At 42.4% G+C, this 25,617-nt stretch carries 15 protein-coding genes; all 15 read right to left on the bottom strand.

All coding sequences use genetic code 11. From position 1 onward, the window contains the following. Positions 1-2: 2 nt before the first annotated feature. Entirely contained in the window at positions 3-2,492 is a 2,490-nt protein-coding gene (locus tag H509_RS0104075) for a hypothetical protein (RefSeq protein WP_028543944.1), read from the bottom strand. Between the two features lie 163 nt (positions 2,493-2,655). Beyond that, the gene (locus H509_RS26630; RefSeq protein WP_051286799.1) at positions 2,656-5,715 is read right to left on the bottom strand and encodes an S-layer homology domain-containing protein; all 3,060 of its coding nucleotides are present in this window, start codon (positions 5,713-5,715) and stop codon (positions 2,656-2,658) included. Between the two features lie 572 nt (positions 5,716-6,287). Then, positions 6,288-10,247 carry an S-layer homology domain-containing protein gene (locus H509_RS0104065; protein ID WP_028543943.1) on the bottom strand — a complete coding sequence of 1,320 codons (3,960 nt, stop codon included), beginning with the start codon at positions 10,245-10,247 and terminating at the stop codon, positions 6,288-6,290. Between the two features lie 249 nt (positions 10,248-10,496). After that, entirely contained in the window at positions 10,497-11,621 is a 1,125-nt protein-coding gene (locus tag H509_RS0104060) for an MraY family glycosyltransferase (protein WP_028543942.1), read from the bottom strand. Between the two features lie 115 nt (positions 11,622-11,736). Beyond that, complete coding sequence (locus H509_RS0104055) at positions 11,737-12,495, bottom strand: WecB/TagA/CpsF family glycosyltransferase (RefSeq protein ID WP_028543941.1); 759 nt, start codon at positions 12,493-12,495, stop codon at positions 11,737-11,739. 12 nt (positions 12,496-12,507) lie between these two features. Further along, positions 12,508-13,635 (bottom strand): polysaccharide pyruvyl transferase CsaB, encoded by a 1,128-nt coding sequence (gene csaB / locus H509_RS0104050; protein WP_028543940.1) that lies wholly within the window; start codon positions 13,633-13,635, stop codon positions 12,508-12,510. Further along, positions 13,611-15,617, bottom strand: coding sequence for a DUF5693 family protein (locus tag H509_RS0104045; protein ID WP_028543939.1), 2,007 nt, complete (start codon positions 15,615-15,617; stop codon positions 13,611-13,613). The genes csaB and H509_RS0104045 overlap by 25 nt, the downstream gene beginning before the upstream one ends. A gap of 139 nt (positions 15,618-15,756) precedes the next feature. Next, positions 15,757-16,191 (bottom strand): 3-hydroxyacyl-ACP dehydratase FabZ, encoded by a 435-nt coding sequence (fabZ, locus tag H509_RS0104040; protein ID WP_036696041.1) that lies wholly within the window; start codon positions 16,189-16,191, stop codon positions 15,757-15,759. Positions 16,192-16,374: 183 nt separating this feature from the next. Then, a complete protein-coding gene (locus tag H509_RS0104035) occupies positions 16,375-16,890 on the bottom strand; it encodes a CDP-alcohol phosphatidyltransferase family protein (RefSeq protein WP_028543937.1) in 516 nt (171 codons plus the stop codon). A 238-nt stretch (positions 16,891-17,128) separates the two neighbouring features. Further along, positions 17,129-20,416, bottom strand: a complete 3,288-nt coding sequence (locus H509_RS24240) for a DUF5704 domain-containing protein (RefSeq protein ID WP_157277430.1) — start codon at positions 20,414-20,416, stop codon at positions 17,129-17,131. A 116-nt stretch (positions 20,417-20,532) separates the two neighbouring features. Next, a complete protein-coding gene (locus tag H509_RS24235; protein WP_051286797.1) occupies positions 20,533-21,783 on the bottom strand; it encodes an S-layer homology domain-containing protein in 1,251 nt (416 codons plus the stop codon). A gap of 542 nt (positions 21,784-22,325) precedes the next feature. After that, entirely contained in the window at positions 22,326-22,685 is a 360-nt protein-coding gene (locus tag H509_RS27490) for a DNA-directed RNA polymerase subunit beta (RefSeq protein WP_036696037.1), read from the bottom strand. Further along, positions 22,655-23,491, bottom strand: a complete 837-nt coding sequence (locus tag H509_RS0104010) for a flagellar hook-basal body protein (RefSeq protein ID WP_028543935.1) — start codon at positions 23,489-23,491, stop codon at positions 22,655-22,657. Before H509_RS0104010 ends, H509_RS27490 begins: the two co-directional genes overlap by 31 nt. Positions 23,492-23,540: 49 nt before the next feature. Next, a complete protein-coding gene (locus tag H509_RS0104005) occupies positions 23,541-24,398 on the bottom strand; it encodes a flagellar hook-basal body protein (protein WP_028543934.1) in 858 nt (285 codons plus the stop codon). Between the two features lie 51 nt (positions 24,399-24,449). Next, entirely contained in the window at positions 24,450-25,451 is a 1,002-nt protein-coding gene (mreB, locus tag H509_RS0104000; RefSeq protein WP_028543933.1) for a rod shape-determining protein, read from the bottom strand. Between the last annotated feature and the right edge of the window lie 166 nt (positions 25,452-25,617).

Raw genomic sequence — 25,617 nt, 5'->3', positions numbered from 1 at the left:
TCCTACGATGTGAAAGAATATACCTTATGCGAAATAAGCAGTTTGCGAGCCCCCTGTACCTCGTCATAAATGTTCAGCGTAAATCCACTATGTTCAATTGTATCAAATGCAATATCGTTGATCATAAATGTTTCTGCAACTTTGTCTCCTAATGCCAACGTACCCGAGCCATTGTTAATTTCAAACACTTTATCAATCTTCTTGCCGTTGTACTCTACTTGGAACACTAGTTTATGAACATTGTTGGTGCCTTCATATGGATTGTATTGGCTCAAATCATAATTAAAGTCCAGCTTCACTTCACCAATATTACTTAGACCGGATTTATTAGCACTGATTTTGTTGATTTTAAATGTATATGGTCTAATATCAATTGGTGTAAACAGGTTTACTTTATCATTATTCTCTTTTGGTAACTCTAAAATACTTGCTGCTACATAACCATCAGACTTGTCTTTACCAGTTGCATACTTACCATTTGTAATACCCTGACCTACCATCAATTTGAGATCTTTAGAATTATACTTGCCTGGGACATCTGCATTTATAGACAACAACGCCAGACCATTCGGACTAATCTCTTGTTCTACAGAATTCACTTGTGCTGGAATATAAGTGCTATCTGGTGTAATATAGTAGGCTTTAAGTTGAGGCAATTGAATGTATCGATCGCCTGTATTTTTGAAGCTAAACACGCTGTTAATTACATTTGTGTTTTTACCAATATACGTATTTGAGTCAAGCGCCGTTAAACTTGCTTTTGTTCCAGGTTGATTTGCCAAATAGTACTCATTCGACTTAACTATCGGTAGTTTTGTATCTTGAGTAGCTACTACGAAATAACCAACATTATTTACTGGTTTTCCGTCAATAATTTCAGATAACTGAATTTTAGCATTGTTGAATTTAGAATCATTAGCCACTTTTGTAGTCAGAATATACTCAGTTGATTTCCCAACTTCTAACCCAACTTCTCCCTGCACATCCAAAAGTTGCACAAGCTTCTCATCTAGCTTTACACCATTCAACCAAACGGTTGGCTTTAACGAAGGCACAGGCTGCATTTTATTTCCAACGTTTTTAATAGTTACTTTTGTATTTACCAAATCATCTTTATCCCAAGGTAGACGTTCAACACCGCTCATTGAAACTTCGTATACACCTTGTTTACTCACATAAGTAGTCTTATTAGAACCTGTTGTTGTATTAGTCGGCGGTACTTGATATTGTGCAATTAGATAGTCATTAGTTTTATTTTCTTCTTTTGTCTTTTTTATAACTAGTTTTAAACCATCCAAGCTAGTATTCGCTGGGATAGAAGCTGTTAATACAATTTCTTTTGACAGGTTGGGCAACAGCTCTGTTGCAACTTCCTCTGCTATTGTTAAAGGATATAACAACTGATCCTTTGTCATTAACTGATACTGATTTTTAGGTAATGAAACAGGATTTTTTCCTTTATTCTCCATTTTATAGGTCATTGTAATATTGTGATACTCACTATTAGTATCAACCATTGTGTTATTAACTTGAGTTGAAATAGACTGTCCTTGGACTGTAATTAAACCTGGCTTTCCTGCTGCTACTGTTGAGTTAAGCTTGCTCTTAAACATCATCGCATAATAACCAACTGGTAGTTCAACTTTATTTTCTGTTCCTTCTACACTTGAAATAAACAGTTGGAATTTTTCCTTGGATGCTGTCAGAGGAAGTTTAGCATACAAGACCACAGCCTTATTTTCACCAGGAGCAATAGAAAGTTCTTTAATTTCAGATTCGAGCTGATAGTATTTGTTTGTGCTTGTCTTCAAGTAGTAGTTATAATTGTTCAATAACAGCGTAGTATCTCCCGTATTTCTTATGTAAAAAGTCATCTGAGCTTCCAACTTATCTGCAATATTCACGAGTTGTAATGAAGATGCAATCGTCTGTACCTTTTTGTCTCCATCTTGAATATTCTTATAGCTTCCAATAGGAGTTACATTGGAATACGTAGTCGGAATGGTTACTTTCCCAATGCTACGCTCGAAACCTGGCACTGAAAAATCCCATTTAATCACATTAAGAGATAAATTGTATAAATTCAGCTTAGAATTTACTTTTGTATATATCTTAAATGTTTTGCTTGTATTAGGTACAATTAAATTATCTTTCTTCTCAGCTAACCCCAACAACTGGATTGGATACTTTTCACCAGTGTTGGATTTAATGTTAAACCAATAGTCCATTAGGTTCAAAGACTTAGTATCATTGTTCTGAATAGTTACCGTGTAATATACAACTTTGTCATTCTTAACATTATAGAATTGGACATCTGATACTGATAGGTAACTCTTTGATGTGAGATTCACTTTATTTAGCGCAGCCGGCTTGAATACTGGGTTTGAGCTCTTTACAGCGCTAGCTTCTACTTTACTTGACATTAATGGCCCCGTCATACTAACAGCCATAATAAAAGATAGTACTACGGCTACGTATTTCTTTCTATTCAAAGAGCATCCTCTCCTGTTCATCTTCTAATTTCCTCTTCTATATACTACGCTTTTACTATGTGTAAAGTTGCTTTTTTGTACAATTATATATTTAGTAAAATGTAAAAAAGGCTTGTCACTAAGTGACAAGCCTTTTCCAATAAGAGCAGTTAGTTATTAGCTGTTAGGCAACAACAACCACTTTCAATGTGATGCTAGTAGTGCTGTTCAGCGCATAGAATGTTACTTGGAATTCTTTTCCAACCACAGCATTGTTAATAAGAACGCTGTTAGCCAATCCGCCATTGTTATCCACAGTTACTCCAGTTGGAATTTGTGTTACAACTGCTGTGAATTGATCTGCGGAGTAAACTCTTTCAACACCATATTGGTCTTTAACTTTCAGGATAGCTGCAAGATCACCAGCGTTAGCAATTGCTGTTGTAGTGATAGCTGTACCATCAATGGAAGCAACGTTTCCAGCTTTGTCACCAACTTTAATTTCTTTAGCTTCTGGTTTAGCTTTAGAAATTGTTACTTCTTTAGTGACAGGTGTTGGGTTATCAGCACCATCAATAGTTACAACAATATTTGCTTTAGCTTCAGTTTTGTTGCTGTCAAAGCTTACATTGTCAGCTACCAATTTGCCATCGACAAATTTCAGGTTGCTGTTTGTTGTAACAACTTTGTATTGGGAAGCTGGAATGTTTACTTTTCCGCCGCCAGATGTTTTACCGTATACTTTCAGACCAACTTTGTAGTCATTTGCATATACAGTTTGTGCAACGCCAGTTCCAGTCAAGTCAGCGATTGTTGGGATATCTTCAACAACATACTCGCTGATCGCGCCTTTTTCAACAACGCTTACGTTGAATGAGAACGCAGAGTTATTTACTACAGTGCCATCAGTTTTCACGATAGCAAGTTCGAAGCTTGCGCTACCTTTAGCTTTACCAGTCAGAACGATCTCACCGGATTCAGTTGTGATTTCAGTTGCACTTGCAGTAATGTACTCAGGGTTGTTGTTTTTCAGAACCAATTTGTAGTTAAGTTCGATGGCTTTTTTCAAAGTCATTTCACGGCCATATTGGTCTTCAAGTTTGATGTTGTCTTTGTTCAACTTTTGAGTACCCTCGATACCAAGAGATACTTTATCTCCAACGCTAACTACTTGGTTAGGAGTAGCTGCTTTTTTAACATCGAAAGTAACTACAGAGTTACCGCCGCCACTAACGATGTAAGACGAGATTGCTACGTATTGTGTTTCTGTAGCTGGAGCTTTGTACTCAATTACGAACTTTTTGGTAATTGGGTCAGATTTAACTGTAATGTTAGGACCTTGAACGGAAATTTTACCGTCCAAATCTTTGAATGCTGTAACTTCTTTACCAAATTGGTCATATGCAACGTAAGGGATTTTAACTGTTTCGCCTGTTGCAACAACTTTTTCTGGTTTCAGAAGCGTGAATTTCTCTACAGTTGAAGCTTTAGCAACTTCAATCTCATTAGTGAATGTTTTAGCAGAGTACATACCAGTAACAGTTACAGTTACTTTACCGCTCATTTTTTGAGTGCTCAATGGAGCTGCCAAGCGCAATGCTAAGCTGTCATTGTTAGCACCGACTCTGTCATAGATACGTGGTGTTTGGCCATATGTTGCGTTTGCAACAGATTGCTCAACACCTGCGATACCTGGGTTGCTTGTATAAGCAATAATAGCATTTTCCAATTGGGATTTACCCAATTTGTTGCCGTATTGGTCATATGCTTCAAACAACAAGTAGAAGTCACCAAACTCGGAGTTAGTGTTCAACTCTTTCTTGTCAGCATTGTACAATCCTTTGAATTCAACTTTGTCAACAACAGCGAATTCGCTAACTGTTACAGTTGTAGTAAGGGATTTTTGGTATTTAGTGCTTTCAATACCAGTAATCGTGAGTTTTTCACCCAAGATGTATTTACCAACAGTTGTAGAACCAATAACGTTTTTAACTGTCAACATGCTGCCATCAACACTAACTGTACCTTTGCTAGCAGTCCAGTTGATTGGAGTTGTTTTAGAGATATCGTCACCATATTGGTTCAATACTTTGAAACCAACAGATACGCTGTCGAAGTCTCTGGATACAGCTGCTTTATCGCTCAAGAGTTCGATTTTTTCAACTCTTTCTTCTTCTACTTTGAAAGTAGCAGTTACAGGCTTCTCAGATACACCAGACAATGTCACAGTGTACTCGCCCTCTCTCATTTTGGAAGAAAGTTCGATTTGAGCTGTCAACTTGTCGTCAGAGAATTTAACGTCTTTGTTAGTCAATACTGTGGAGCCGCGTTTGATTTCAAACTTAGCTTTAGCAGTGTCAACAGAACGAGTCAACTTAGCTTCAACTTTAGTCAATCCCAAAACTTTTGCATCTACAGCAAGAGCTTTAAGAGTTACTTTAACATCGTATTTTTTGCCTTTATGTGTTACGGAAACAGTTGTTTCTTGACCTTCTACAAGAGCTTTGTCAAGAGTTACTTTTTCTTTCTCTTTGTCGGAGAAAGTAACTTCTACTGTTTTCTCGTCGATCGCTACTGCGGACTCAACTTTAACACCAGTTTTAGCTTTGATGTCATAAGCTGCTTCTACCAATACGGAACGTGGAGCTGGGACATTCCATTTACCGTTTACGGAGAAGTCGAAGCCTGCTGCTTTAATAGCTGCTACCCAACCAGTTGCCCATTTAGTAACGCCTTCAGCTGCTGGAGCGTCAGCTACTTCTTTCAAACCAAGAGCCAATGCGAAGGATTTCGCCATTTGCTCACCAGTTACTTTACCTTTAAGATCGAATTTGCTGTTGCCTACGCCGTTCATGTAACCAGCTTTAACAACTGCTTCGATGTAACCTTTAGCCCAATGTTTGCTGTAGTTTTGATCTTTGAAGGAGTTACCTTCTACTTGATCCAAACCTGCAACAAGTGCCAAGATTTTGGAGAATTGTGCACGGTCAGTCAAAGTGTTCAATTGCGGATCAGTTTGACCTGGGAAACCGCTGAATACACCTGCTTTAACCAATTCGTCGTACTTTTGTGCTGTTGTAAGTGTGTTTTCTGCACCGAATGCCACGTTTGCGAACATGGAGAACGCCATAGCAACGGATAGTAATAGAGCCAATCTTTTTTTCATAACCTTTTTTTCTCCTCCTCTAAATTGCTTCGGTTGTTGAGAGTGTTTCTCTGAAGATTCATAACTCATTTCCCTCATTCGCCGATTCACCCCCTTCCCAGAGTAGAGCGAAATGTATTCAAAAAGAAGTCTGTAACACGGACATGTCACAGAAACTCGTAAACGAATGGGAATAATAGAGATATTTATGCCACTCTAGACATTATACATGGGCACATGCCTAGCGTAAAGCATATTTTTGAGAAAAACAGGGAAGAATAATGAATTTTGCCGTCTGTTTTTCAATCTCATGTAATTAAACGCACCAGTTGCGAAAAAGTTGCGCTCGGAGAGAAAAAATGTTTTTTATTTCGCATCTTTTCTTTCGTATAACATGATATCTCCATTATATATACGGTTATGCAATACTTTATGTACGCTTCCGCCTACCACGTCACCTAGTATACCTGCAATCCATCACCTCAGTCATTCATCAAAGTTTTCCAACTGATGTAAAAAATACAGGTTACTGGTTTTAATGTGGTTACCTTACATTTGTCCAAATTGAGACAGACAAGAACTTATAGCTATTAAAGAAAGAGGGAGAGCCGAGTATCATCGACTCTCCCGCGAATTACCTATCAATAAATACGCCTAATCCGTCAACAACCTTACATCTTAGGCAGCTTTTTCATACTAATCATTACACGAGCCATAATTAGCGCTGCATCACCACGAAGCATATTAGCTTCTGGTTGGAATACGTAGCCCTTCTTCGGATCAGTAGAATCAATAGGCAAGCCGCTAATAAAGCCCTTCTTCGCGATAGCTAGTACAGAAGGCTGTGCATAGTAGTCGATTTTGTCGACGTCCTGGAAGTACTTAAGCAGCTCTTTGCGGACTTTTGCTCTGTCCGTATCCAACTTCAGGTTAAGAGCCTTAGCAATCATTACAGATGCATCTTGACGTGAAATATTAAGATCAACACCAAATTGTCTTGGCGAAATACCTCTTACAATTCCCTCACGAGCCGCCGTTTCGATGTAACGGAAATCCCAAAGCGCACTGGCGCTAATTTGATTCATCTGATCATCAGGCAGATTGGCATCATCAAAGTGTCGTTGTCCTTGATAATTTAATGGAATCGCCAATGCACGGACGATCATACGCGCAAACTCCCCACGCGATACATACAAATCAGTACCGAAGTAGCTCTCAAGCTCATATGCATTCATAACACCTTTAGCAAACACCGTCTCAATAAAGTCACGAGCATATGGGTGCTGGACAACATCCCCGTAAGAATACGCCAGCTTACCAACTGTGTAATAGCCAAAACGATCAAATGGTACTGTTACCGTATGTTTCTTCTCATCCACTACGCCACCAATGTTTTCCCACTGCTGGAGCTCTGGATCAAAACGGAACACAGTTACCATACGTCCGCCGTCGTTAGACAAGTTTTTGTCATATGCCAAAGTAAGCTTTCCTACCTTGGATGGTACAAGTTCGCGCGAAGGGTCACGCTTATAGAACATTTGCACAGGCGCTCCTGGCAGCTGGTATGGATCACTACCCACACTTATTGGGTCATACAAATTCTTGGTCTGAATATCGTCAGCCAAGCCTGGATCGATCCAGAACACAGGGCTAGACTTTATAAAGCGATTAGAGAAGCTTCGGGAGAAAATAATCTCGGAAAGCTGCATCTCCATATCATAGTTAGGCGGGATATATTCAAAGTCCCGTCTATCAACAACACCATCAGTTGGATTGGCGATAGCAAACAAGAACTGATTACCTGTGTATACTTGTGTCTTAAACTCCGTTGGTACATTATAATCACGGCGGATAAGATTAGTCCCCTTAGTCAGGGTAAGGGACAACTGGCCATCAAACACCTTGTGACCGTTTTTCATTGTCTCCATATATTGCGCCCCTGGAATGCTTGTAGGGACATATTTCACAGTAATATCACTCTTATAGCTGTCCTTGCCTCTCGTAATAACAATTTCAATCTTTGTATCCCGATTCGCCTTCAGGTTCGTAACAAAGGCTTTGTACGCATTGTCATACACATGCTGTCCATCATAACCTTCATCATATTTGAACTTCTCAGCCTTAACCTTATTGATTGTTACTTGGTCAGCACCAGGGGAATGAATAATCACTTCCACAAAGTTCTGGTTCAGAATACGTTTTTGAATGTTAGGTTTAAGTATCGTAAACGGTACATTAATAGGCACTACTTCCAAACGGTACGTGGCACGTGGGCCACCCTCACCGCTATTAAATACAGTCATGTTGTATACGATCGGACTGCCGTCGATTGGAAGCTGCACATCTTTTAAATGGAAGCTAAATGTTTGGCTGTCTTGATTGTACGTCACCATAATGCCTGTAACTGCGCCAGATGGTCCACTGATCTCAACTGGAGCCTGATTGTTACCAATTACAGTCACGTTATTTTTTAGAGACCATACAATGTCATCTTTGAGTACTGGTGATTGAATGCGAAGTTTGTATCCTTCCGCTGTTTTATCAGCGTTCATTCCGGACAACTTGGTTGTTGCTTCACCAACAGAGTGTCCTAAGTCTACAAAGTCAAATGTACCATAGACATGCATGTATGCTTCTTTGGTATAGTAGATGCCGCCCTTTTTATCAAAAGCTGGGTCATTCACTTTAGGCTCAGGGTAAATCACACTATACGGGAAGATCCCATCTGTGTTTTTAGCCGGTATTTCTGGCAAGTTCGTCGGAATCAACGTTACTGTGATCGTTTTCTCGTAATATTCTTTTTTGGAACGATATACAAATTTAATTTTGTTGTCACCACTAAACATCGCTTCAAATGCCTTCTTCTGCTCGGCAGGATCGCTAATTACAAAATTAAATTTACTTTTACCTGCAACTTCTTCAATTTGTACTTGTGTATTGTTCACGTAGAAGAAGACGGTTTTGCCTGTACCCCCGTACACGATCTCATTCTCGTTAGCAATATTAAACATTTGCCCTTCCAGATTACCCAAAGTTGTATTCATAACTTGAGTAAGGCGTACGTCTGGGGACAATGTAGTGTCCGTATAAATCTTGATGCCATCATAAGCCTTTTCGTATTTCACAAATGGTCCATACAAAAGGGTTAGAGTCGCAGCGTATCTCTCGCCGTTCATACTGAATTCGATGTTTAGCTTACCTGTTGTCGGCAGCTTCTCCAACTTATATATAAGCCTTGTCAGGTTAGTAGGAACACCGTTTACATTTTGAACAACTGTATCCGAAGCGATACGAGCGCCAAGACCAAAGCCGCTTGTAACGTCTTTGCCGAATGCGTCAGTAATTTTGCTAATTGTAACTTCATTTCCACCAGGATCATTCACTACGTAGAATTCCAAAGCTGTCGGTAAGGAGAAAATCTCAGCACCATCCAGCTTTACACCAGTCAACGAGAGCACCTCAGAGCTTGACATAGAACTGGAGTAGCTTGGCAAATATTTGCCCTCAAGAATATATGGCTTAGTGCCATCCTTCAGGAGCACACCAAAGTTTGTTGAAGTTTCCAACATTGGTGGTGTTGTCGCCATGTTTGTAGACTGTAGTTCAATATTGACACGTTTATCCAACGGAATAGCCGGATTCGGAATTTCGAAAGACATAATCATAAATTTACTGTCAATCTTCTCGATTTTCGGAGAGCTTACTGTTCCAGAAACTCCATCAATCTTATAACCTACGCTTGGTGGCGTGGTTGGAGTTGTGTTAGGTGGAATCGGAACAATTACTTTACCATAAACCGTCGTATTTGTACCCGCACTTACAGTTGGATACCCGCTCAAGTCAACCTTGTTCCCTGCGTTATCCTGCATGTGTACATCATAAAAAGTGACAGAATCATTGTAGAATGCTACTTCACGAGTCGTTTCTACAGATTGGGTGCCATTAAACGCTTTAATGGTAACTAAGTTCTTTCCTTTATTCACCGTAATAGGTGAAGCGAAGAAGTTCCAATCATTGCTCGACGAAACGGTAAATGACCAACTTCGCCCATTGACTGTAACTTGTACTTTATCCGCATTTGGAGCTTTACCTGTAATACTGATGTTAGCTGTAGGCTTGCCCTTAGAAGCATCTGAGAACACTACAGTTGTTTCATTTTCTTTCAGTTCATATTTGTATCCGTCCAAAGCTACGGACATATCATACATCGTTGGTCCGTTACGGTACTCAATGTAAATAGAATCGTAAACTTCACTATTTCCTTGGAATCCTTTGAATGTTACACGGTTGAGGCCAGGATATAGCTGCAAGTTAAATATTTTGAGACTGGATCCGTTAATTACAATGTTAGCCGTTTGTTGTTCCCTTGAGTTGACAACAACCTCCTGGCCTCCACTCATCGTGATCTGGTATACACTGTACGATATATCTTTGCCGTTAACGCCATTTAACGTCCCCTCTAACGTTACACGCTCGTTATTGGTGACACGGGCGCTATTTGGAGCATACTGCTCGTTCGGGAAAATAAAATACTGGGCACCTCCCGCTGCCTCTGCAACCGAGCTAAAAGGCAATGGCACCATCGTAACAATAAGCGCCAGCGTCAACATCATCGACAACAATCTCTTCAATGTTAGTGTCCTCCTTTTTGTATCCATCGTTCTACCTTCGCTCCTCAATATGAAAAGTTTCTTGTATTTTACTTATCGGTTAAACGGATGCATAATTTTAGACATTTTTCCTATTGATTCGATTTCACAAGACAAAAAACTTATATATTCGCCACCTACATCTGTAAACACAACAAAAAAAAGCCTCTGTACTTTCCGGGCTTATCCCGAAGCATACAAAGGCTTCTTCCATATAGCTTATCAAATATTCTACTCTGAACGAGAATGTGCTTTAACGCGTAATCGATGCAGCATATCCAGCATAGGACGTCTTGTCTTACTGACGATACCAATCACCTCTGCCCCTAGCTGTAGTGACACTATCATGACACAGATCACAACAAAAGTTACCCAATTCGCATCATGTGATGCCGCAATAGACTGAATAATAGCTAAAATACCAAAGAATGAAGCTATGCCATAAATAATTAATACTGTCTTCCGATGGCTAAATCCAAGCTCACGCAAACAATGATGCAAATGCCCCTTGTCTGGCGCGAATATCGGTTTCTTTTGCAGCCAACGGCGTATAATCGCAAAGAACGTATCGGATAACGGTACGCCAATAATAAGAAGCGGCGTAATAAAGGACACGATAGCAACTTGCTTAAATCCAAGCATGGACAATACAGCTAAGCTGAAGCCCAAGAACAAGGAACCCGAATCCCCCATAAAGATCCGTGCCGGATGAAAATTAAAGAACAAAAATCCGATGATGCTGCCAAGCAGCAATGCACATAATAGGATGACTACAGGATTGCCCATAATAACAGCCATCACAAGCAATGTAGCAATGGATATGCCAGACACGCCTGCAGCGAGCCCATCCAAGCCATCAATTAAGTTAATCGCATTGGTTACACCGACGATCCAGAAGATCGTAAGCGGAATTGCAATCCAGTTATCAATATTTAAATATTGGTCACCAAACGGCACATTAACAAAGTTCACCGTTAAATCAAAGCCAAATACCACAACACACGCGGCAATAATCTGACCAACTAATTTTACTTTTGCCGATAGCTCGAAGCGGTCATCCAACGCGCCTATAATGACGATGATGGTTCCACCCGCAAGCAATGACTTAATCAGGTTAGCGTCTCGTACTGAACCAAATAACGTATCCGGAATCACAAACATAAGTGCGACCAATGACAACACAAATGCTCCGTAAATCCCGAGACCGCCCATACGTGGCATAATTCTCGTATGCACTTTACGCGCATTTGGTACATCGACAGCCCCGACCTTAAAGGCCAGTTTCTTTACTAGCGGCGTTAATCCGGTGGCTAGCAGCAACGCTAACAGTCCACCAAGTACATATACGATTATCATTGGATTATTTCAACCTCCATTTGTGTTACCGGATTGAATTATACTCCGTTCAAAATGGAAACACCAACTGTAGAATACCGTGAAAACTCGCGTAATCGAAAGATAAACCGCGATTTTAATTTATTTTGGTCACCTTTTCTTTGTCACGCATCACTTTCAAGGCAAATTTCGGCAAAGCAAGCATTCGTGTAAATCTCGACGGCTCTTTCACAAGTCGATAAAGCCACTCTATTCGCATCGATTGCACCCATTCAGGAGCTCTTTTCGAGCGGCCAGAGATCACATCAAAGCTGCCGCCAACTCCCATCATCACCGTACTATTCAAGCGGTCACGGTACTTTGCGATCCAAGGCTCCTGTGTGTCCGCGCCCCGAGCAACAAATAGGATGTCTGGATGTAATGAACTTATCTGCTCAACTACTTGCTCATCTTCCGCAGCCCCAAAATAACCGTCCCTGTACCCAACGATCTCGATCGCTGGATATTGTTGTTGTAACCTCGATGCAGCCTCTTGAATCACTTCTGGTGATGCTCCGAGCATATATACCCGCCATCTGTATTCCTGACCAGCAGTCATCAGTTGATGGAGTAAATCAAATCCCGTTACACGTTCTGGCAGAGGATCACCAACATAATTAGCTGCCCATACGACACCCGTGCCATCGGGCACGACAAGATCAGACTGCTTCATCACTTTCATGAAATTAGCATTCTCCAAAGCAGCCATAACCATGATGGGATTTGCTGTGATAACATGTGTGCTGCGGCGCTCTTGAATGGCTTGAGTCAACCATACCACTGTGTCCTGCATCGTCAACTTAGAGAATGGGATACCGTATATAGGTACAAAAGGATACTGCTTTGTCTCTTTCATCCGATAATCACCTTATTTGTATTGACGCAACATTCGTACGACTTGTTGCGCCGGTCTTTCAGCTTCCTGTATTAACCGCTCGATCGCACGATGATGGTTGTGACGCCACGCATCAAGATTATGCAATACAGACAATACTTCATCTGCTGCATCTGTAGGATCAAGCTTCTGTGTTGAGCCAATTGCTTGTTCGTCCAACCGATGTAAAAACTGATCGATCTTCGGATCATAAGATATGCCAAGCACCGGAACTTTCTGAGATGCCGCATAAATAAGTGAATGTAATCTCATTCCAATAAGAAGCTGACATCGGCTTACTTCAGCCAACATGTCCAATGGATACGCAAATGCGGGACTTATGCTTGCCGCACTCCCCAATTGACTTACGTCGCCCAGTTGTTCCATTACAAATTGCGATGCCTCTTCATCCGCTTTACCGTGGAACGGCACAAAACGAAGGTGTACAGCATGGCGCTCCATCACAACCTTAAGCATCTCAGCCACTTTTACAAGATCGGTATGATCCGCATTCCAATAACGTACAGACACGCCAACGTAAGGCAATCCTGATTCGTCTGTTGATGAACCTTGTTCCACTTGCTCAGGCAATCTTAATCCCATAACAGGATCAGGTACAACATCAATTTTCTCACGGGATAACCCCATCTTAACTAAAAGCTCAGCTGATTCCGTATCTCTAACGGATACGTATGCCGCACGTTTGAACGTATGGCAAATCAACGGATAAAAAGTCTTGCGTTGAACCGGACCGATACCTTGAGCATACATGAAGGTAGGCTTGCGAAGCAACTGTGCCAGCTTAATCACGCCGATATAATAGGGAATCGTCTTAGAGCTTGTCGCATCCTGCAACAAGCTCCCTCCTCCGCTAATAAGCCCATCTGATTGACGAATTGCACTCCATACCTCGCCAAGTCGCATCCGATGCACGGCACGAACCCCATACAACTTGGTCGTTGTAGCTGGATCACCAGACAGCACAACAGGTTCTATCCGAACCCCTTGTGCCTCACCTGCTCGTTCAAGCGCCGTTAGTATCGACTTCAGAACAGCTTCGTCACCACTATTATTAAACCCGTAATACCCGGATAATACTATTGTTTTAACTTCGGACGCCATGCATCCCAACACCTTTCAATGACGTACCAGACTAAGATGCCGATCACACCAATAATAAGTCCAAGACCCAATCCAAGACCTGTGCGGATCGCCGATATCATTACCGGCGTATGAATATGCGCAAATGTATCCACCATTGACAATTGTCCCATCGCAGCTGCGATAAGCAAAAACTGACCGATACGATACCGGAAAGCAATAAAGGCACCTACAAGCAGCAGCGGATGCGCAAACAAGAACTCTTTGTTACGCGGGCGCACACCAAATGTATTCTCAAGTAAATAACGGAACATTTGCTCTAACGAGCTGACGTTGCCAGCATTACCTGTTCGAGATAAGTAATAGTACCCGCCTATTGCTGCAACACCAAAGCCTGCCACCCACAGCAATGTAAATGGCATCATCAACCACCGCTTCGCTTCCTTAAATACCGATTCACCACGGTACAGGAATACATATAAAGCGGTCAGCGCAAGCGGTGCAAGATGAAGCAAGCTTACGCCGCGGAACTGCGTTAGTACCAAACTATACGTAATATTATTCAAAAATGCAATGACATACGGCACCGCAATTAATGACAACAACACGGTTCGAACAAACAGCATCACTGAGCGACTTAAGCGTGATCCTAAGCTTGAATCAAGCGCGCTCATTTCAATTCTTCTAATGGCAAGTACCATTGCAATCGTTGGTGCACTTACAGCTACCCCAAGCGCCAACACTTGCTCGAGCAAGGAGGAATGTAAGGCAAACAAACCAGCCCCACCCACTAGCCCCACAATAAAGACCAGTAGCATCACATAAGGAATAAAGTAAGATATGAGCAATGCAATTAACGCAATACCCCCAACTACCGCTACTGCCTTTGCATAACGCTGCCATCCAGCATCCTCAACTTGGAATGGCTTAGCTTGTCCAAATTCAAAACCATCATGCTTGATTTTAGCCAACCCTTGACCTGGTTCTTGCATGGATCGAATAAGATTGTCCACCGAATCCACAATCTCCGACTTCGTTACATCCTTCTTCACAGTTGCATTTAAATAGAACATTCGAATGTTACGGTCCTTGGAGGCAAGCGCCAACCGATCCCCCAACACTTTCGGGTCATTAAACGATTCCGCTTCAGCTATAGAATGGATACGAGCCACATTATACTTAGTTAAAAAGGCCAGCTTGTTAAAGCCCTTCTGCGGAGCCTTCAAGCCTTCAATCGCTGCGATTCCGATACCATGTTTATTTAACAAGTCCGCAAATGCGGTAAGGCTGTTCATCTCAACGTCATCATTAAACCCTTTTACAGATTCCCCGTCAAACAAAATTCGCGTAACACCATTTGCTTCGTACATTTGAAGCAGCTCTTCCGTCTGCTTCTGATTGTATAAGGACGAGTCGGATAAACGCGGGACAATGTTAAAGCCCTTGTCTCTTAACTGCTTCATAGCTATTGGATCTTGCGGCATGGACTTCATCAATGCACTCTCAACGGGTGTCTCGATGACTAGACCATTTTTACCATCAAATTTCCACAGGCGAACATTGATACCTAGTTGGATAAAAGTCTTCTCAATAAGCGGGGACAGTTCCCGCTCATCGTCCTGGCTTTGGAATAACAAATACGTATAATTTTCATTTGGATTAGCCACTTTATTGTGAAGCAGCGCAGCATCGTTAGAATTGTACAATACAATACGACGAGCTGACTTCATCTCTTGCAGCGAGCTCTCAAACATAGCCATCGATTGAACGCCCGCTTCTTTTAGCCGATCTAATTGCTCATCAATATAAGCAGCCGGATTAGGCTTATATACCGAAATGTCTACAAGATCACGATAATCAAATACAAATTCCACATTTTTAGACGTCTGTTCTGTCTGTACACGCTGCACAACGACTGGCAAAGATGCTACCAAACCGACGATAACTAGAAGCCATAACCATTTTTTGAAACGTCGATTCATCTGTTCTAAAGATTGAAGCACGAATGTCCCTCCTCAAACCGTCACAATGAAGGCCTATAGCGTCATATCGCTATAAGCCCGACTCATTATGATCGTGAACCTTCCTATCCTGGAAGGTGATTACCATGTATAATGTCCCAAATGCTGTATATCCATCACGTTATTCAGGCTTAGATAATGCGAACATAATCTCCGCTTCAGCGACCACGTTATCGCCAACTTTAGCGATTGCTTGTCCTTTTCCTATAGAGCCCTTCATGCGTGTAATGTTCACTTCCAGTGTTAACGTGTCTCCAGGCACAACTTGACCACGAAAACGAGCGTTATCGATTCCCGCCAAAAATCCAATCTTACCTTTGTTTTCTTCCTTCATTAACATACATGCCGCCCCAACTTGAGCCAATGCTTCAATAATAAGCACACCAGGCATGACGGGATACGACGGAAAATGTCCTTGGAAAAACGGCTCATTAACTGTGACATTTTTGATGCCCACTGCACGTTGACCTTCAACTACCTCATCAATTCGATCTACCAACAGAAATGGATAACGATGTGGAATGATTTCTTTAATTTGTTCAATATTTAGTTGCATGTTCATTCTCCCTTCTAAATTGAATAAAAACCACCAAATTACGTCAACAATAACTACATCCTTCAACGACTGCAGGCGAGAAGGTTAAGATAAGGAGCTTTCCCCAGCCACGAAGCGGTAACGGGAAGCTCTTTTTTCCTGCTTATGTATGTATTGGATCTATCCAGATCCCCCTCTGCCACATTACATTTCAACCTGACGATTAATACGCTCAAATTGGAACACATACTGCAGTGAAGTGATAAAGGAAAATATAATGACTGCCCACAAACTAGGCACTGCATACTCCCATTGGAAGTATACACTTACGATGGCCGCATAATATAACACGGTTGTCAGTTTACCCATCATATTGGCGGGTACGGTCTTCTTGCCTCTAAAATGAAATACAAGTGAGCCCACAATCATGCCAGCATCACGTATAAATATCGCAATTGCAGCAAACAGTGGCAAATCGCCCGACCAGAGCAGCGATAATATAACCGCAATCATCATTAGCTTGTCTGCCAATGGGTCTAGCATCATACCCACATAGGTAACTTGGTTGCGCTTGCGCGCGATATAACCGTCAAGAATGTCCGTAAGTCCTGCCAATAGCCATACCCCAAAAGCTGCATAGCGTTGACCTGTAAAAAAAAGAGCTAAGTATACAGGGATGAGCACGAGACGAAACGCCGTTAACACATTCGGGACATTCACCCCAAAACCCCCAGTAACCCCCATTTTTCATCTTTCCTCCAACCTATTATACATGCCCCTATTCAAAATTAAAACTGCCGCAGATGAGTAGAGCCCGTGATGGATACATATGAGCGACGGGAAGTTGAAGGTAAATAGAATGTTAAACGGAACTGGGTAGTTCCAGTATATTATCCTCTGCTGGGACGACGGCATTGGATTGTCGCTTTACGGTCCAATTCGTGCCTGTTGGGAAGCCTTAATGTGTGCCGCTAGAATAATAATCACCGTGTTTGGATTGATTCGCTTCATAAAATATAACATCACCATCACGAAGTTCGAACACAGTCCCTTCGGGTGTCTGATGTTGACTAGGAAACCCTTCGCGTCTCCACTGATTGGTAAGCGGAGCATGTATGTATTGTAGATGGGGCTCTCTCGTATTGTCATTCCTAATTGTGTCGATATTAAATTGCACGATTAGATAACCATCCCTTAAAAAGAAGGGTGATTGCTCATCAAAACGAAATTGCTGTTGAAGCTGAAATCCTTTCGGCACAATATACAGCTTGGCAGGCACATTGTATTCTCCATACCATTGCTGAATGGAGCCAGCAGCACGTGCAGCATCTACGGCATAGGGAACTTCTGATACGCCAGGACCTATAAATGTCCGCAATTGATAAGGGAGTTGAATATGGCTATATCCCCCAACAGGTGTCTCCTGAATGGAGGTCTTTAGCCATTTTTGCACAAATGCTTGCTTGGAAATTGTTATTGTTGATGCAAATAAGTCAAAATAAGCTTCCGCTGTCTTACGGATTGAGGGCTCGGCAACGTTGCGAAGCCTAGTATTAAGTGTAACTTTACGCTGTAATGTATCCTCAGTCGAACCAATACGAACAAATAACTTCTTGTCCGTATGGTAATACACATCAACTGGCTGGCGTTTGCTCCCATTACGATCCGTGAAATAAAAAGCCGGCTTAATACGCACATGATCCTGCGAACCAAACATGTTGCCTATCGTTTTTAGGTCAAACTTGAAGGCATAACCTGTCTTAACCACCACTCGCTGAAAGCCAGCCGCCGGATGGCTTCCTGGAGCTATTGGCAGTCGATAAGGCAGCTTATTTCCTCTCACTGCACCATTCAAGTCATTTAATCCCGTCCAGTAATAGAAACCAGAATGATCTTTACTCCCCTTCCCAACACGAAAAACTTGTTCCCAGTTCAAATCCATAATGTCACTTATACGAAAATCATACAACCGCCCGATCACTTCAACATCAATGGTATCTACAGCTACATGATGACTCAGTTCTGTATTGGCGTAGGATTGATTTGATGCATGTAAAGAGGCATTTTCAGCGAAAGCACGGTAGTAAACAGCGTAATCCCCCTCATCAACCCAAACAGGCAGGTGAAATGTCGCCGTTGCTTGCGAAACGGGTATGCTAACCCAAGTATGCTTAGGCACGTACGTTCCATCGCTTGCATAGACGTCAAATGGGAAATAAACTTGTTTGTCACGAATGTACTTCGCATAATCACGTTGACCGTATCCTGGGTAATTTACATGTTTGCCTGTAGTAGGGAGTGCTACAATAAATGGACGATTTAAGATGAGAGCTGCCCGCGCAGCATTTGGGATTGTTTTCTGATTGTGTGACTTATCATCAGAAATAGAGGCATACATAACAGTAGGGGTATGCACAGTAACCGGATTAATTTGTTTAATCGTAAATTGTTTATCAGATCCTGCACGTATGCCTGTGTTTAAAGTATAAAAAATGATGCCTTCACTTCGAGCGTGCCGTACATTTGGCTTGTGGCTGTCGATACGCAGCTCACTCTGATTTAAGACGTTATGCCCAATCGTCACAGCTTGCGGAATAACTTGCGGAATTGTTGTCTTCTCCATATGCCATGCTCCGTTCATCAACAATTGTCCATTTAACAACAGCTGATCATTACGAACCTGCATTTGAGGTACTCGAAGCTCGGCCTCCCGAGCAAACAACGTACTTACTTCATTCGGAACCGGCGGAGGCGTCTTGCCGCCATCGTTGACATGCTGACTAGGAAGTTCAATCATTTTATTAAAATCAGGTAAATAGGCATGCGCCTCAAAAGTGTCATAATCCTTCGTTTCGATATTTACAGGAACGTAGGAGCGTGGAATTAAAGTAACCTGTTCACCTGGCAGAGCATAGTTACGAATGTCGGCGCGATCAATATCGTATACTTCTAAAGTATCTATGACCCAATAACTATATTTGCGTTCGATTTCAATCAGCTCACGGGAACGATAATTTTGGGTTTGTGGATTGGGCAGGATGGGGCCAGGCTGACCGTCAGGACCTACAGGACCTGATTTCCCCGGATCCCAGTGCAACACATACGTTTTACCTACCTCTACCTGCGTCTGACATGTTCCTATCATCTCAACAAATTTGTGCTTAAACAAATAGTGTGGTGCAAGCACGTTAGTACGCAGCGTTTCGGAAGTTGGAATCCCAAGCGATACATCAAAGGCCTTATCCGCTTGAATGGAACCCGTTGCGGCGGGGTTCATCTGTTCTGCACGTACTTCTTTACCTGAGGGTACAGGTGCTGAGCATTTAGTGTCTGCTGGATTACAATTTTGACCGGGCGGGCATCCACTATTGTCCTCATCTGTATAGTATACTTTCATAAGATCAGGATAACGGTAAGTGTACGAGTGAATATCATATGTATAAGCAGCGAAGAAAAACATCATTGCTGCCCCAGTGGCAGGCAGATTGTACTTGTAACCGACATGGTCATACTTTTGGGTAAATGTAACGGTCGCTCCGTTGAGGTCCTTGACTTCGAAACCAACAATTTGGGTGGATTTGTCACTCTTCCCGCTAATCGTCGGGGAAGTTACAGTCTGATCCCAGTCCACAACCGGATTGATGTCTTTTTTCCAAGGATTTAGACTCGCTAAAATAGACTTATTGTCTTCAATTACAGTTGATGGGAAATCTCTATTAAACTTCAAACTTTTAAACGCTTGAGTCCTCGGATAAGTTGCCATTAGTTGAATATAACAACCAGGGTATTTATCCATTCTTTGGCCGCTAACAGTTTCTTTTTCAGGAGGAGGCATGCACCTTCGACTTTCGGATTCACTCTCAGGATCGCCATTCAAGGCTATGTATGAACTGATGCCTGGGTACCAATGATTGTTACGCCCACCAGCAGCGTAGCGCTGCCAAGCAAACCAAGTTCCATTAGCATCATTTTTTTTGGAGACAACAGGGACCTGTTCTCCATTAAACAAAATCGCTCCGCTGTATCGCTGTGCGTTAACGTTTAGAGTCTTTATAATGACATTATCTTTGTAAAATACAATTCGAGTAATTTTATTCCCTGCACCCGCATCCTCGTTTAGTTTTTTTGTTGTTAGAGTCTTATTTTTAGAAAAAATAGATTGCTGTCCCTCCAAAATATTTATAGCATTTACATCATATAGTATTTTCTTTGCCGAGAACGTCTGCTCAGAGGTTAATGCGGACATTGAATGTAAAGTATAAAATATACAAAATCCAATGAAGATCATCCATAAGAATGTAAAAAATATCCATTTATATACCTTTATTTCGATCACCAATCCCTTCTATAATATGTTTAGAATCAAAAACTTGGATCGACATAAGGTCCATCGACTACAAGTAAGTCATTTGACTTATATCCATAATTAGAGAATGAAGGAGTATGTATAGAAATTTTAAGTTGACCATTTTGTAACCATCCATTTTTAGGAACAATAAACGCAGGTATGTCACCTAGTTGGTCCACAAATAATGTGGCGGGTTTATTTAAAGTACCTCTAAAATAGGCTTGCATATCAGGGGAACTAAATCCCCGTAACAAAAAAGGTACATAGTTCTGTCTAGCATACAATTTCGTATCTTTGTTATATACCTCGTGCCCTTTGTAGTACAAAATGTAACTCTTCCTCCATTTATGCACCATTAGATCGTTACGAGATGTGTCATTGTTAAACCACTTTAACTTATGTATATCTGGGAGCAGTGCCAGATTAGGGTCCTGTGGATCTTCGAGATCTATCGCCACTAACGCATCCAATTGCCCGCGATATTTCCCATCAACAGAGTCGATGACCATTCTGTCTTTTCTCCATAATTCTTCAATCGTCTTGCCTGCATATTGACTAGCCGGTGTCGTGAATATTTCTGGCATAATCGTAAAAATGTTCGTACCGTGCCACGCCAATTCAGCACTGGATACAGCGTACTTATCAACAGTAACCTTGCCTCCACTTTTAACAGTAAGCATACGTTCAATAACAGCGACTGCCTGCGCCCGATTGGTGGTGTCCTTTACACTAAGCGTCCCTTTCTGGTCCGTGCCGGTAATCAACCCTCTTTTGGCTGCAATATACATCCACTTCCCGTTGTCCGAAGTGCGTTCACCGATCGCTCTGGCAGCTGTACTCGCCATCTCCAAGCGAGTCATTGGCTGATTCCATCCTCCTGCTGACCATTTATTATCCCCAATCAGCTTCACATCACTTGCCGCTTCCACGTAGGGTTCATACCACTCCCCACCCGTAGATGCTTCCACCTCCAACTGGAGTGCGATTGCTGTCATCTTAATAAATTCAGCCCTCGTAATCTTACTATTTGGCCTAAACGTACCATCTGGGTATCCGCTGACGTACCCTTTGGCAGAAGCCATAACAATTGCTGGGCTAGCCCAATGTTGGGCTGACACATCTTGATATTGACCTGCTTCAGGCAACGTAGGCATATCAAATACTTTAGATACCTCAGCTATTCCAGAGGCTGCCGACGGTATTGCACCACTGATACCACCGCATGCTGCTACAAGGAATATCAACAACCACCCATACTTCCTCATTCTTCAGACCTCTTTTCTTATAAAAATAAATAACCTATATAGATAACTCCATACCGTGACGTATTGTCACATGGAATTCCAAACAATATGACCCTGATCATTGCTCACACAATGATCGGGCAGCCTACGCCCTCTGTCTATTTCATCTCAGCTAATAAACGCAAAATGCTCTACGTCAAGCGTTATTAGCACACCACATTATTCAAAATAAAAAACAACAAACCAGCACATACAGTGATCGGACTTTGAAATGATTACACATAAACCAAATGTGCCATCATTTATGAAAGGAAGGTGTAAAAGTGAGCCGGGCAGGCAGTCTACCTCATACTAAAAGTGGAATATGAATGCAGCGGATAAACATGAGCAGCAATAAAATAGTACCGTCTTGCCACAGCAGCGGGCCCTTAAGAGGAGAAATCAAATAATATCCTCCTCAATATACCATACTAAACAGTTTCCTCCATATGATAAACGCAAAAAAAGCACCCAAAACAGAACAGAATCTGTTTCGTGGGTGCTTCCCAACAATCCTATTATAATTATCCAAATACTAAACGGAACAAATGTGTCCACGTACTAAAGTTCAACGCTTCAGTAACAGTACCGTGGCCAAGTACCACCAATCCGATGACCATACCTGCATATGCAGTAAGAATACAGAGCATCGGTGTAATCAGCAACCGAAATACCCACTTCATGGCGGAAGACTTCTTCCCCGTCTTCACCCCATCAGCATTAGTAGATGACAAATGATTGTCGTCCGCCTGCTCTCCTGTACTCGTAGAACGAGTACGATCAGATCGACTCAACCGTTGATTCGGAAATGCTTCTTGTTCATCATAACTCATACCACGATCACCTGCTTCGCTTAACCCCTCATGCTGTTCGCGAGTCCCCACATCGCGTCTCCCGAAGACAATGCACGAGCGGACATCTGATAGGCGCGCTGTGCTTGTATCAACTCGGACATCTCATCACCTAACGAGACGTTCGAACTTTCCAGCACACCTTGACGCACCGTCAATGGCACCTTACCATCTGGCGGGATATTCGTCAAGTCCAATGTTTGTAAGACCGTATTACGATCCATCGTTGGTGGGATTACATACATATTATTGTCAATCTTTTGCAACAGTTCAGGCTTAATAGCTTGCACAAGCTTTAAAGTACCCACGAGAATCTGCTCATTCGTACTTGGCTTCACTTCATATACACGACCAGCAGCATCAATCTTCATCTGATAGCCTTCCTGCACACGAATACGAATATCGGAATCGTCTGCTGAAGAAACAACTGCTCCTGTCCGTGTCGTCAGCAGGGCTTCGCCTGTATTGGTAGGCACCATGTGGAAGTCGCCTTCACGCACAAATGCTGTCCCTTCAGGTGTTCTTACTTCAAACAAACCATTACCCTCGATCGCAAGATCAGTAGGCACGTTCGTTGTAAGTAAAGATCCTTGGCTAAAGTCAAGTCCGACACCTGTCATCATGGAACCATAACCATTAGTAAATCCAAGCGGAGTAGCTCGGCCTGGAAGTTTGAAGTCGCGATGTTGCTGTTGAGCATTCGTCAGGACATCTGCAAAGCTCGCTGTCTTACGCTTAAATCCTCGTGTATCCACGTTGGCGACGTTGTCAGCAATGACGTCCAATTTACGTTGCAGCCCGCTCATCGATACCGATGCAGCAATAATAGAATTGTTCATATGTTACGGCTTGCCTCCTTATAATTGGCGTAAATAAGCATAACAGGTCTTAGACCCGTCCTACCTCATTTACCGTCTTGTCCAACGTCTTATCGTAGAATTGGATTATTTTCTGATTCGCTTCATACGCACGAAAAGCAATGTTCAAATCAACCATCGATTGTGCAGGGTCAACATTTGAACGCTCCAAGTACCCTTGTTCCACTCTGGCATCCCCGATTGCAGCGGGCGTACCTGCTTGTGCACCCTCCTCCAGACGGAATTGACCCTCACCAACACGAACAAGATCGTTAGGATTATCGATACGTGTAATGGACAATGCTTGTCCCAACGCGGCCCCTGTCCGAGCATTAAACAACTGACCAGTACCATCAGCCTTAACATCAGACAAGTTAATGTTGTTTAGCACAATAGGCGTATTATTACGGTTCATGACGAGTGAGCCGTCAGCCGTAATTAGCTCGTTGTTCTCGTTCAGTTGAAAATGTCCATCACGTGTATATCGCACTTCTTCACCTGCACGCACAGTAAAGAAAGCCTCTGGCTTATAAGTCACATTTCCTTGAGCATCGATAGATTTGCCTGATGCATCAAAGGCTACGCCTGGCACCTGAATATTTGATACAAGCGCAAAGTCACCCATTTGATTCGTCTGCATCAAGTCCCCTTGTGTAAATACAAGACGGCTCTCTTCGCCGAATACGCCTGTATTGATCTTGCCAATTTGTTGTCCGGCAGCAGCATCTTTCCCCATAAGAGCAATCATCATCTCTGGAAATGAGCGCTGCACGCTATTCACAGCCTTAAAGCCTGGTGTATTCATATTAGTAATGTTATTTGTAACCGTGTCATGGCGACGCTGCTGCGTCAACATGCCTGAAGCGGCTGTATATAACCCTCTTAACATATGCCGTTCCTCCCGGATTCCCGATATCGGATTCTATTCCTATATATCGGCTTATCCGAACGATTTCTTTACAACTTTATCTAAATTATCAAGCATAATTCCTGTACCCTTCACAACACAATGCATTGGGTCTTCAGCAATCAGAACAGGAACCTTCAATTCTTCTGCCATCAGCTCATCCAAGCCATCCATCATGGCACCGCCACCTGTCAAAATAACACCACGGTCAATAATATCCGCAGACAACTCTGGTGGTGTACGCTCCAGCACCGATTTGGCAGCAGCTACTATAGAAGATACCGGATCCCATAGCGCCTCGCGCACCTCATTCGATGTAATGGTGACCGTGTATGGCAGTCCTGATACCATATCACGTCCGCGGATGTCCATTTCACGCTGTCCTCCGCCTGGACGAACAGTACCGATATTAATCTTAATATCCTCGGAAGTCCGTTCCCCGATTAACAATTTGTACTTATGTTTAATATATCTCATGATGGAGGCGTCAAATTTATCACCAGCTACTTTGATCGATGAGGCTGTTACGATATCACCCATAGAAAGCACTGCGACATCAGTCGTTCCGCCACCAATATCCACAACCATGTTACCGCTAGGCTGGAATATATCCATTCCCGCGCCAATAGCGGCTGCTTTAGGCTCTTCCTCAAGGAAGACTTCCTTAGCGCCGCTCTTTTCCGCTGCTTGTCGTATCGCTTTTTGTTCAACTGAAGTAATGTTAGTCGGCGCGCAAATTAAGATGCGCGGGTGCGAATACCATTTGCGGCCGCCGACGTGGTTAATAAAATATCTCAGCATGGCTTCGGTAATCTCGAAGTCTGCGATAACGCCGTCCTTCAACGGACGGATTGGCACGATGTTGCCCGGGGTACGCCCTACCATCTTACGTGCATCTTCACCAACCGCCAGCACACGTTTCGAATCGCTCTCGATTGCAACTACTGACGGCTCGTTTAAGACAACCCCCTTTCCTTTCACATGAATCAGCACGTTCGCCGTTCCCAAGTCGATTCCGATATCCTTGCTAAACATAGGTTCGAGAGCCTCCACAATAATTATTTCTACTAAAATACGATGAATTCCGACCAATTCCTGCAAAATGTACACTCATTCCTTAACATAGCACATTTCCAGCTCTCGGTTCAATGAAAGATTAACAACGTATACGACAATCTCGGAACGAATATTTATGGCTAAC

It is taken from the genome of Paenibacillus taiwanensis DSM 18679, from assembly GCF_000425125.1.
Classification (GTDB): Bacteria; Bacillota; Bacilli; order Paenibacillales; family Paenibacillaceae; genus Paenibacillus_B; species Paenibacillus_B taiwanensis.
The sequence above is the reverse complement of the archived record's forward strand: the minus strand, read 5'-3'. Positions and strand labels throughout refer to the sequence as shown.